This is a genomic window from Streptomyces sp. NPDC004667, from assembly GCF_040609475.1.
Classification (GTDB): domain Bacteria; phylum Actinomycetota; class Actinomycetes; order Streptomycetales; family Streptomycetaceae; genus Streptomyces.
In genome coordinates, this window is sequence record NZ_JBEXKC010000138.1 from 1 (window position 1) to 11,843 (window position 11,843).

Genomic DNA, 11,843 nt, shown 5'->3' on the forward strand with positions numbered 1-11,843 from the left:
GGAGGCTGACGATCCGCCGGATCGTCTCGGGGCCGGCGTCGCCGCCGGCCGGGGCCGCGGCGGACGCCCGCGCCGGAGCGGGGGTCCGCGCGGCGGTCATCGGGTCACCGCCGGCATGAGGACGGCGGCCATCGCGCGGACGGTCTCCAGTTCCGAGAACTGGTCGAGGGTGAGGGTGACGCCGAAGCGCTTGCGGGCGGCGGTGAGGATCCGGGCGGCCGCGATGGAGTCGCCGCCGAGGGAGGCGAGGGTGTCCAGGGCGCCGACGTCGGGGCGGCGCAGGACGGTGGACCAGATGTCGCAGAGGATCTTCTCGGCCTGGGTGGCGGGGGCGCTGCCGCCGGTGGGCGCTGCGTCGGCGGGGGCCTGCGCGCCGAGTTCGGCCAGCCGGGTGCGGTCCACCTTGCCGTTGCGGGTCAGCGGCAGCTCGTCGTGCCACAGGACGGCCGCGGGGAGCATGTAGTCGGGCAGGTCGGAGCGCAGGGCCCCGCGCAGGTCGTTCAGGTGCGGGCGGTGCTCCCCGGCGGGCACCAGGTGGGCGACGAGGCGGTTGCCCTGGGCGGCGACGACGGCGCGGGTGACCTCGGCGAGGGCGGCGAGGCGGGTCTCGACCTCCCCGGCCTCGATCCGATAGCCGTTGATCTTGATCTGGAAGTCGCTGCGGCCGAGGATCTGGATGTTCCCGTCGGGCAGGTACCGGCCGAGGTCGCCGGTGCGGTAGAGGCGTTCGCCGCGTACGGGGTCCTCGTGGAACCGCTCGGCGGTGCGTTCCTCGTCGCGCCAGTAGCCGCGTGCCAGGCCGGTGCCGGCGGCGACGATCTCGCCGGTGACCCAGTCGGGGGCGTCGAGGCCGTGGCGGTCCAGGACGTAGGCGCGGTTGTTGGCGTTGGGGCGTCCGTAGGGGATGGATTCGCTGCCGTCCTCCTCCTCGCCGACGGGGTGCAGGATGTTCCAGATGGTGGTCTCGGTGGGGCCGCCGAGGGAGACCACCTCCAGCTCCGGCATCATCGCGCGCAGCTGCGCGGGCAGGGCGGGCGGGAGCCGGTCGCCGCTCATCATGACCAGGCGCAGGGCGGGCGGTACGGCGCCGTCGGCGCGGGCCTGGCCGTGCAGCAGGCCGACGATGGCGGGGACGGAGTTCCAGACGCTGATGTCGTGCAGGCGGCACAGGTCGAGCCAGTGGGCGGGGTCGACGGCCTTGTCGCGGTCGGGCATCACGAGGGCCGCGCCGGCCGCGAGGGCTCCGAAGACGTCCCAGACGGACAGGTCGAAGTTGAAGGCGCTGATGGCCATGAACCGGTCCTCGGGGGTGATCCCGAAGCGGGTCTGGCAGTCGGCGACGACGTTGGCGACGTTGCGGTGGGTCACCATGACGCCCTTGGGGGCGCCGGTGGTGCCGGAGGTGTAGAGGACGTACGCGAGGTCGTCCGGGTGGGATCCGGGGAGCCGGTCGGGGACCTCGGCGCGGCCGGAGCAGGGCCGGGTGAGGTCGAAGCAGGCGATGTCACCGGAGTCGGGCCGGCCGGTGTTGGTCAGGACGCAGCGGACCTCGCCGTCGGCCAGCATGTAGTCCTGGCGGGCGGCGGGCAGGTCGGCGTCGACGGGCAGGTAGGCGGCGCCGGCGAGGACGGTGGCGAGGATGCCGACGATCTGCTCGGGCCCGCGCCGCATGACGAGGCCGACGAGTTCGCCGCGGCCCACTCCCTGGCCGCGCAGCCAGGTCGCGGCGGTCGCGGCCCGGTGCAGGAGTTCGCCGTAGGTCATGGTGCGGTCGGAGGTCAGGACGGCGGGGGCGGCGGGGGTGCGGGCGGCCTGGGCGACGATGGCGTCGCCGAGCATCTCGTCGGGCAGGGCCACGGCGGTGTCGTTGGCCTCGTCGCGGCGGGCCCGCTGGGCGGGCGGCAGCAGGTCGAAGTGGTGCAGCTGCCAGGCGCTCTCGTCGACGAGGGCGGCCAGGAGGGTTCCGTAGCCGTGCGCGAGGTCGTCGAGGAGGCCCTCGCAGAAGAGTTCGTCGATGCCGTCGAGCTGGACGACGAGGTCGCCGCGGCGTTCCATCGCGAAGGCGTTGAGCCACACCTGCGGGGTCTGGCTGACGGAGAAGACCTCCTCGCCGAAGAGTTCCAGGGCGGAGCCGTCGACCTCGCTGCTGACGTGTCCGATGGCGCTGTTGAAGGTGAAGGGCATCCGGGCGCCGGCCACCCCGCCGCGGCGGCGGGCCAGTTCCTTGAGGACCTCGATGCCGGAGAAGTGCCGGTGGTCGATGTCGGTGTGCAGGCGGGTCTGGAGGGCCTTGGCACGTGCCGCGAAGGGCAGGGAGCGGTCGACCTCGGCCTCGACGAGGAGGGTGTCGGAGAACTGGCCGATGGCCTCGAAGACCCGGGGGTGCACGGGCGGGCGGTGGGCGACGGTGGTGGTGAGGGTGAACCGCTCCCCCGCGCCCCAGGTGGACAGGGTTTCCGCGTACGCGGCGAGCAGCAGGGCGGAGGGGGTCAGTCCGGCGGCGGCGGCCCGGTCCTTGAGGGCGCTCCACCGCGCGCGGTCCAGACGGACCGTGCGCTGGGTGAACCGGGTGCCGGTCAGGGCGGCCGGGCTGGTGCGCAGCGGCAGGTCGGGGTGGGGGGCGAGGTCCTCGCAGCGCTCCATCCAGTAGTCGCGCGAGCGGCGGGCGGGGGCGCGGTCGCGGGCGGCTTCGAGGGCGGCGACGTAGTCCTCGTAGGGGAGTTCCTCGTGGACGTCGGCGGCGGGGCTCTGGTAGGCGTGCCACCAGGCGCGGAAGAACAGGAACATGCTGATCCCGTCCATCACGAGCCCGTCGTGGCCGACGTGCAGCACCATCCGGTCGTCGTCGAGGATGGTGGCGTCGACGGTGAGCAGGGGCGCCTGGTCGGCGGGGAGCACCTGGTGGGAACGCATCTCGCGCAGTTCGGCGCGGATCAGCTCCTGCTGGCGGGGGCTGTGGCCGCGCAGGTCGAGGACGCCGATGCGCGGGGCGTGGTCGCCGTACTCGGTGACCTGGCGTTCGTCGGAGAGGAAGCGCGAGCGCAGGGCGCTGTGGGCGGCCACGACGGTGTCGAGGGAGGCCTGGAGGCGGTCGAGGTCCCAGTCGCCCTCGATCTCGTGGAAGACGTGGCTGGCGACGTCGCCGATCTCGAAGATCCCGCTGCGGCCGAGGTAGTAGCTGCGCTGGAGCGGGGTGAGGGGGAAGCCGGGGCCGTGTTCGGCCTCGCGGGCGAGGTGGGCGACGAGTTCGGGCTTGGCGGCCTTGAGGCGGGCGATGAACTCGGGGTCCATCCGCTCTCGGTTGCCCTGGAGGCGCAGGTCGCCGTCGGTGAGGGTGACCGACAGTCCGCGCCGGGCTATCTCGCGCAGCATGTGGCGGGCGTTCATCGGGCGTCCCCCGAGGTCAGGGCGGCGACGGCGGAGGGCTCGGCGCGCTCGGCGATGACGGCGGCGAGTTCCGCGAGGGTGCCGCCGTGCAGGAGTTCGTCCATGGAGAGGTCGACGTCGAGGGCGTCGAGGATCTGGTACTGGACGGTGACGGCCTGGAGGGAGCCGGCCGCGAGCTGGGTGAGGGTGCGGTGGGCGATCTGCTCGTCGTCGCCGAGGCGCAGGACGGTGCGGGCGATCCCGGTGAGCCAGGGGGTGAGGGCCGGCTCGGCGGGCGGGGCGGGCGGGGCCGGCTGGAAGAAGACGGCGTCGGCGAGGGTGACGGCGCTGCCGGGGGCGAGGAGTTCGACGCTACGGGGCCAGGCGCGCGGAGCATCGGTGCCGAGGGCGGCGGCGAGCCGGTCGGCGAAGCGGGGCATGACGGGGGCGGCGGCGTGCGCGAGCAGCCGGGCGGCGGCCAGTTCGAGGGCGACGGCGGTGCGGTTCTCGGCCTCCCAGCCGGGGGTGTCGGTGAGGAGGCCTTCGGCGCGGGCGAAGCGGACGGTGTCGCGGACGATGCCGTCGAGTTCGGCGGCGGCCTGGTTGAGGGAGAAGGAGTCGTTCTGCAGGGCGCCGGTGACGGAGGCGAGGCGGGTGCCGAGCCGGGCGAGGAAGGCGGAGTGTTCCGCGGTCCAGTTCCCGGCGTCGGGGGCCAGGCCGCCGTGGTGCTTGGCGACGCGGGCGCCGAGGTCGTTCAGCCACTGCTGCCAGGTGCCGATGAGGGTGTCGGTCAGGGTGGCCTCGTAGGCGGCGCGCCGGAAGTCGGTGCGGGTGCCCTCGGGGCGGGTGGAGGCGAGGAAGTAGCGGACGGAGTCGACGGTGTCGGGGGTGAGGATCTCCTTGCCCCAGATGGCGTGGCGGCGGCTGGTGGAGAACTTCTCGCCTTCGAGCAGGTAGAACTCGTTGACGTGGTAGTCGATGTCGGGGGTCCAGCCGGGGAAGGCGAGCTGGTAGAGGACCGGGTAGAGCACGGAGTGGTAGAAGCTGTTGTCGTAGCCGAAGAAGTGGACGATCTTCCAGTCGGCGGCCGGGTCCGCCGCCTTCCAGGGCCGGCCCAGGCGGGCGCCGAGGGACTGGATGCCGTGCAGGAACCCGTAGCTCATCTCGGGCCACACCCAGATGACCTGGCCGTCGGTGCCGGTCTCGCGCGGCTCGACGCCCCAGGTGGAGGGGTGGGTGAGGGGGATGGTCAGGTCGGGGCGTCGGAAGAGCCGGTCGGCCAGTTCGCGCAGCCGGGCCGGGACCCGGCCCAGGCGGTGGTGGGCGCGGACGTCCCCGGCGTAGGCGTGCAGGGGCAGGGTCCAGCGGGCGGCCGGGGCGGTGGTGGGCGGGGCGTCGGAGCGGGCCGAGCGGGGGCCGGTCAGGTCGGCGACGGTGTTGGGCTCGCCGCACTCCTCGCAGATGTTGCCGGAGGTGGTGGAGCCGCAGCCGGGGCAGCCGCCCTTGACGTCGGCCTCGTAGAGGTAGCCGCCGGTGGTGGCGTCGTAGAGGGCGTCGGTCTCGGTGACGGCGATCTCGCCGGAGGCGACGACCTTGCCGAAGAAGTCCCGCAGGCCCTCGCGGTAGGCGGGGTCCTGGTCGGTGACGGTGTACTGGTCGAGCGGTATGTCCATCAGCCGCAGGGTTTCGGCGATCTCGGCGCTGTAGTGGGCGGCGGTCCCGGCGGGGGTGTTGCCGTCCTTGGCGGCGGCCGCGACCACGTAGCTCTGGTAGTCGTCGCTGCCGGTGAGGTGGTAGGCCTCGGCGCCGGTCATGCGCTGGTAGCGGGTGAAGGCGTCGGCGCCGAGGTAGGGGCCGGAGAGGTGGCCGAGGTGGAGGTCGCCGTTGGGGGTGGGCGGGGTGGAGAAGACGAAGACGGGGCGGTCGCCGAAGCCCTTGCGGACCGGGTCGGCGGCGGAGGTGGCGGCGCGCTGGGCGTCGCGCCAGTACTGGGTGAAGAATACGAGGTCGGTGCCGTCGGCCGCGTCCCCGCCGTCGTCCTGCGGACCGGTGTTCTCCAGGACGTGGGACTCGAAGGGTTCGAAGAGGACGACGGTGCCGGGGGCGGCGGGGTGGCGTTCGCCGTCGATGACGAACTCGCCGCGGCCCGAGACGATGACGAACAGCTCGGTCTCGTCGTGCCGGTGGCTGTCGGTGGCGCGGCCCGGGGCGACGCGGCCCCAGCCGGCGGCCGTGCCCAGCCCCTCCACGCCGCTCATGTCGATGCCGAACGCCTGCTCCAGGACGTCGGCGTCGTAACTCGCGATGATCATGTCGTGGCCTTTCGCGGAGACGGGAGGGAGGGGATCAGGTCGGCGGCGCGGGCGGCGAGGGCCGGGGCCAGCCGGTAGCCGGAGCCGCTGGCGGCGCCCGCGAACACGAGCCGGCCGTAGGGGTCGAGCACGGTGACCAGGGGCGTGCCGCCGGGCCCGTACGCGTCGCAGAAGACCCGGCCGGAGCGGCAGTGGGCGGCCAGGTCCGGGGCGTAGCGGGTGAGCAGGGCGCGGGCCTCGCGCAGGTGGCCGGCGGTCAGGGCGGGGTCGACGGCCGCGGGGTCTACGTCCCACTCCCGGCAGGTGTAGCTGAACAGCCAGTGGCCGCGGTGGTGGAAGGGCAGCAGGAACGCGTCCTCGGCGTGCAGGACCACCGCCCGGTCCCCCGGGGCGGGCGCCCGGTCGATGTGCAGGGCGACTATCTTCTTGACCCGCGCTCCGAGGGGGGCGACCAGGTCCCGCCAGGCGGGTTCGGCGAGCCAGGGCCCGGGGGCGATCACCACGTGCTCGGCGGTGAGGGTGGCGCCGCCGGTCAGGGTCAGGCGGGCACCGCCGGGCCCGGCGGCGACGGAGGTGACGGCGACGCCCTCGCGGAAGGCGACCCGGGGGCGCAGTTCGGCGGCGAGCAGCTGGGTGAGGGCTTGCACGTCCGCGTACTGGCAGCCGTCGCCCTCCCAGGCCCCGAAGCTCTCCGGCAAGGGCCCGGCCACGGGCGGGAGTTCGGCGGTCCAGCGGAGTTTGGCCTCGGGCAGGTAGACCTCGCGCAGCCGTTCCTCGGCGCTCTCGGGGGCCAGGACGGTCATGCCGAGCGGGTGGATGGGCAGGTCCGGGCGGGCCGTGTGGAGGTCGGCGTAGAAGCGCTCGCTCTCGGCGGCCAGGGTGCGCACGGTGTCGTTCGCGCCGCGCGGGAAGTGGAGTCCGGCGGAGCGGCGGGTGGCGCCGGAGCCGATCATGTCCCGGTCGAGGACGGTGACGGTGGCGGAGGGGTCGCGGGTGAGGATCTCGCGGGCGATGAGCACCCCGAGGATGCCCGCGCCCACGACGGCGACGCCGGTGCGGGCGCCGGTGGGACCGCCCGCGTCGGGGGCGGTGTCGCGGTAGCCGGCGGGCTCGGTGGCGTCGGCGCCGGTGGCGGGACCGTCGAGGGGGCCCGTGGCGGGGCCGGTGGCGGGCATCAGGCGCTCCACCGTTCGTCCTGCGGGGCCTTGGAGGACCATTCGATGAAGGAGGCGAGCTGCTCGTCGCCGCGTACGCCGCACAGCCGGTCGGCGATGCGCCGGCTGCGCCAGGCGTTGAGGCTGAGGTTGGGGTCGGCGAGGCCGCGCTGGCCGCGGACCCCGTTCTGGACGAAGATCCGGCGGTCGGCGGGGCCGTCCCAGCGGACGGCGTAGTCCTCGTCGACGCGCAGTTCCTCGCCCTCGTGCTCCAGGCGGCCGCCGAGCGGGGCGAGGAAGTCCATGGCCGCGGGCCGGTATCCGGTGGCCCAGACGACGATGTCGGCCTCGAACCTCTCCACGGACTCCGCCTCGCCCGTGTGCCGGGCGCACACCTCCCAGCCGCCGAGGGGGCCGGTGGAGACGTCGAAGACCTCGCGGCCGGGGTGCAGGGCGACCAGGTCCTCGTTGCCCTCGACGAACCGGTGGACGTAGATGGTCTGGTAGATCTCGCGCAGCGTGGACTCGGAGATGCCGTCGCTCGTCAGGAGGTTGCTGGAGTTCAGCGACTGGCGGCGCTCGCGCGGCAGTCCGTAGAAGTAGTCCGCGTGGCTGGGCATGTAGTAGTCGTTGGTGAAGGGCGAGTCGTCGATCGGGAGGTAGTTCGGCCGCCGCGAGATCCAGGAGACCCGGCGGGGCAGGTCCCAGCCGCTGCGGGAGATCAGGTCGAGGAAGGCCTCGGCGCCGGACTGACCGCCGCCGATGACCACGACCCGCTTGCCGCCGACGTCGCGGGCGGCGTTCAGGTAGTCGGCGACGTGGAACTGCGTGGGGCCGAGCCGTCCTTCGCCCTGCGGCGGGACCCAGGGGCGGCTGCCGACGCCGATCACGACGTTCTCGGCGGTCAGCTCGCGGCGGTCGGTGCGGACGGTGAACGCGCCGAGGCCGTCGTCGAAGCCGACCTCCCGGACGCCCTCGCCGAAGACGATGTTCTCGTTGCGGCGGCTGGCCCAGGCCAGGTAGTTGCGGAACTCCAGCCTCGGCACGTCCTCGAACTGTGCGTTGAGGAAGTGGTAGACCCGTCCCTTGGCGTGCAGGTACGACAGGAACGAGAACGGGTTCGCGGGATCGGCGAGGCTCACCAGGTCCTTGAACTGGGAGACCTGGAGGGTGGTGCCCGGGATCTGCTGGCCGTCGTGCCAGCTGAAGGACTCCTTGCGGTCGAGGAAGAGATTGGGTACGTCCGGCCTGCTGTGCAGCAGGGAGGCCAGGCTCAGGTTGGCCGGGCCCACGCCGACTCCCAGGCAGCGGAAGTGCGTGATGCCCGGCCGGAAGCTCTCGTGCCCCATGGTCGGAACCTCTCGTTCGATTCGGTAAGGGAAGAGGAGGGGGTGGGGTGGGGAGCGCTAGGCCGCGACGGCCGGGCGCGTGCGTACGGCGATCAGGCCGAACAGGGTGGCGAGCAGGGAGCAGGCGCCGACCAGCGGCCAGACGAGCTGGCCGTACTGGAGGAAGAGCCAGGTGCCGGCCATCGGGCCGAGGGCGGAGCCCAGGCCGAAGGTGAACTGGAAGCTGCCGATGTAGCGGGAGCGCAGCGCTTCGGGCCCGGCGCCCGCCGGGTAGGCGAAGACGGCGGGGCCGCCGAGGATCTCGCCCAGGGACCAGACGAGGGTGCCGATGACCACGGCGGCGGGCCCGATCGGCAGTCCGTAGCAGGCGACGCCGGCGCCGACGAGGGCGAAGCCCAGGCCGATGGTGATCTTCAGGGGCCAGCGCTGCGAGACCTTGGTGACCAGCAGCTCGAAGGCGATGACGATGAAGCCGTTGAGCGCGACCGCGAAGGTGTACCAGAAGAGCGCGATGTGCGCGTCCTTCAGCGAGAGCGGGAGCGTGGAGAGGTACTGCATGTAGACGGCGGAGTGGAAGAAGGCGGCGACGAGGTAGAGCAGGTAGCGGCGGTCGCGCAGGACCGCGCCGTAGCCGCCGGTGGGGGCCGTCTCGCGCGCCGGCCCGGTACGGGCCGGGTTCCTGGCGGGCAGGGTGGCCCGTGCGACGAGCGCGTAGGCGAGGGCGAGGGCGGCCTCTCCCCAGAACAGCAGGGTGTACGTCTGCCCGCCGGCGTTGTAGAGCGCGTAGCCCAGCAGCGGGGCGGCGGTCGCGCCGACGTTGAGGCCGAAGCGGTACATCGCGAAGATCATGATCTGCCGGTCGCCGTCGGTCTGTTCGGCGAGCAGGGTGGCCGAGGCGGGGCGGAACAGCTGGGCGCCCAGGCTGACGAGGGCGATGGCGCAGAGCAGCAGGGTGAAGTCGGACAGGTAGAGGAGGGAGGCGGTGAGCACGGCCGTGCTGCTCATGGAGAGCACGGTGGCGCCGCGGATGCCGAGCCGGTCGGCGAGGGTGCCGCCGGCCAGGGAGCCGGCGACGGCCCCGCCACCGTAGACGCCCAGGGCGATGACGGTGTGGCCCTTGGAGTGGCCCTCGGCGGTGAGGAAGAGGACGAGGAAGACGTGCAGGAAGCCGCTGAGCCGGTTGACGAGCACCCCGGCCAGTACGGTCTTCACCGCGCGCGGGGCCTCCTTGAAGGTCACCCACACCCCGGGGGCGGCGGGCGCGGCCGCCGGCTCCGGGGCGGCCTCGGCGGGGCGGACGTCAGTGCTCATCGGCGCCGGCCTCCGGTTCGGTGACGACGGTGACGGCGGCCCGTACGGAGCGTTCCAGTGCGTCCAGGCCGTCGGTGGTCGGGGCGTCGAGGAGGAAGGTCACCGCGCGGTCGTCGGAGCTGGCGAGCGGGCCCAGCCGGGCACCGGCCTCCTTCAGGACGAGGAGCGCGCGCAGCGCGGCCGGGTCCCCGGCGGCTCCGGGCCGCCACTCGGGCCACATCCCGGCCTCGCCCACCCACTGCGGGCGTACGCCGGGCCGGTCGAGGGTGACGTCGGCGAGGATCCCCGGCGCGTGGTCGAGGTAGACCTGGCGGGTGAACCGGCGCGGCGGTGGGTAGGAGGCGGGCTCGCCGAGGGCGATCTTGATGATCTCGGGTTCCATCGGCTGCCCGGTGGCCAGGTGGTAGAGGGCGAGCAGGCCGTCGCCGGGGGTGCGCGCGGCGACCTCCATCAGGCAGGGGCGGCCGTCGGCGCCGACGCGCCACTCGGAGTGGGCGATGCCGTCGCGGAAGCCGAGGGCGTCCAGCATCCGGCGGTTGGCGTCGAGCAGGACCGCGTCGTGGCCGCCGGAGGGGTCGGGGACGGAGTGGGCGAGCTCCACGAAGGTGTGCGCGCCGGACTCGGTGGTCTCCTTGCGGGTCACCGACGCGAAGACGGGCTCGCCGTGCTGGACGAGGGTCTCGACGGAGTACTCCTGGCCGGTGGCCTTCTCCTCGATCAGCACGGTCTCGTGGGCGGGGTACTCCCCCAGCAGGGCGCGCATCGCCCCGGCGTCCTCGACGGCGACCACGCCCGAACTGGAGTGCCGGGTGGCGGGTTTGGCGACGACCGGGTAGGTCAGCGCGGTCAGGTCGGCGTCCTCGCGGCCGCCGGGCGGCACCACCAGGCAGGCCGGGCCGAAGGCGTCGAGGTACCAGCGCTGGAGGTACTTGCTGCGGCAGACGCGGGTGGCGCGCAGTCCGGGTCCGGGCAGGCCGAGCGCGTCGCAGAGCAGGCCGGTCTGCTCGACCAGGGTCTCGCCGACGGCGTAGGCGCCGCGCACGGTGTAGCGGCCGCGCCAGGCGCGGGCCCGGGCGGCGAAGCCGGGGGTGAAGGAGCCGTCGAGGTCGAGGGAGCCGTCGACGTAGGCGATCTCGTCGATCAGGGAGGCCGGGTGGTCGGGGTCCTTGCGGGCGGTCTCGGCGGCGTCCCGGTAGGACTCGGGGGTGATCAGGAGGATCTTCAGCCCGCGGGCGGCGAGTTCCTCCAGGTAGCGGGGGTTGCGGCAGACGACCCGGAAGGCGCCGGTGAGGACGAAGGCCTCGGGGAGCGGGAGGGCGGCGGCGGGGTGGGAGGGGTGCGCGGTCGGGTGGGTCATGCCGGGACTCCTGAGGGGGTGGAGGCGGTTTCTTCGCAGGTCCCGCCCAGGCCGTGGGCGGCGAGGAAGGTGAGCCAGCGGGTGGTCTCCCGGGGCGTCTCGGCGGCCCGGTTGAGGCCGGCGGGGAGGGCGCCGGCCAGGATGCGGGTGACGCCGTAGGCGACGGGGAGGGAGACGCAGCGGGCCATCGCGGACTCTTCGCCGTCGCCGGTGAGGTCCAGCAGGTGGGAGCCGCGCCAGCGGGTCCCGGCGGCGGTGCGCAGTTCGAGGGAGACCGACAGGACGACGCGGTCGCGGTCGGCGGGGGTGGTGGGGTAGCGGGCGGCGAGGGCCGCGGCCAGCGCGCGGACGGCGTCGGGGTCCCCGGCGGAGACGGTGTCGAAGACCTCCTTCCAGGCGGTGCGCCAGCCCGCGTTGCGCAGGGTGCCGCGGACGAAGGTGGCGAGCTGCCACTGGTGCGGGATGCCGTACTGGGCGACGAAGGGGAGGCTGTCGCGGTTGGGGTAGACCTCGAACTCCTCGCCCGCCAGGACCAGTGGCCGGGTGGCCTCCCAGGGGCGGGCGGCGGTGCGCTCGGCCCCGGAGTCGATGTGCCGGGCCGGGGAGCCGAGGGCCGCGAGGACCCCGTACGGGGCCCAGCTGAAGCGGTAGCGGAAGGCGTTGGGGACCGCCGGGACCCCTCCGCAGTAGGAGGTGAACGCGGCGGTCGCCGGTAACGAGCCGATGGCCCCGCGGCCCCTGGCGACCAGGTCGTGGGCCATCAGGTGGTCGATGCCGGGGTCGAGTCCGGCCTCGGTGAGCACGACGGTACGGGTCCGCGCGGCGGCCTCCCCGGCGAGCGCGGCGAGCTCCGGGGAGACGTAGCTGGTGCAGGCGAAGTGGGCACCGCGGTCGGTCGGCGAAGCCGACGCCGGATCCCCGCCTCGTCCCGGCCCGGACACCGCGGAGCAAGCACCCCACCGATACCACCAGGTCTCCGTGGCGGCAGCAGCTG

At 73.9% G+C, this 11,843-nt stretch carries 7 protein-coding genes; all 7 read right to left on the reverse strand.

The window, feature by feature from the left end:
* Nucleotides 1-96: 96 nt before the first annotated feature.
* Nucleotides 97-3,387: an amino acid adenylation domain-containing protein gene (locus ABZW32_RS37030; protein ID WP_356224893.1), complete on the reverse strand. Its 3,291-nt coding sequence runs from the start codon at nt 3,385-3,387 to the stop codon at nt 97-99.
* Nucleotides 3,384-5,678, reverse strand: coding sequence for a class I tRNA ligase family protein (locus tag ABZW32_RS37035; RefSeq protein ID WP_356224895.1), 2,295 nt, complete (start codon nt 5,676-5,678; stop codon nt 3,384-3,386). Before ABZW32_RS37035 ends, ABZW32_RS37030 begins: the two co-directional genes overlap by 4 nt.
* Nucleotides 5,675-6,853 carry an FAD-dependent oxidoreductase gene (locus ABZW32_RS37040; RefSeq protein WP_356224897.1) on the reverse strand — a complete coding sequence of 393 codons (1,179 nt, stop codon included), beginning with the start codon at nt 6,851-6,853 and terminating at the stop codon, nt 5,675-5,677. Before ABZW32_RS37040 ends, ABZW32_RS37035 begins: the two co-directional genes overlap by 4 nt.
* On the reverse strand, nt 6,853-8,181 hold the full coding sequence (locus ABZW32_RS37045) for a SidA/IucD/PvdA family monooxygenase (protein WP_356224898.1): 1,329 nt from the start codon (nt 8,179-8,181) through the stop codon (nt 6,853-6,855). The genes ABZW32_RS37040 and ABZW32_RS37045 overlap by 1 nt, the downstream gene beginning before the upstream one ends.
* 57 nt (nt 8,182-8,238) lie before the next feature.
* Nucleotides 8,239-9,492 (reverse strand): MFS transporter, encoded by a 1,254-nt coding sequence (locus ABZW32_RS37050; protein WP_356224900.1) that lies wholly within the window; start codon nt 9,490-9,492, stop codon nt 8,239-8,241.
* Nucleotides 9,482-10,849 carry an ATP-grasp domain-containing protein gene (locus ABZW32_RS37055; RefSeq protein ID WP_356224902.1) on the reverse strand — a complete coding sequence of 456 codons (1,368 nt, stop codon included), beginning with the start codon at nt 10,847-10,849 and terminating at the stop codon, nt 9,482-9,484. Before ABZW32_RS37055 ends, ABZW32_RS37050 begins: the two co-directional genes overlap by 11 nt.
* The coding region (locus ABZW32_RS37060) for a saccharopine dehydrogenase C-terminal domain-containing protein (RefSeq protein WP_356224904.1) at nt 10,846-11,843 on the reverse strand (998 nt) is incomplete at its 5' end. The genes ABZW32_RS37055 and ABZW32_RS37060, both read right to left, overlap by 4 nt.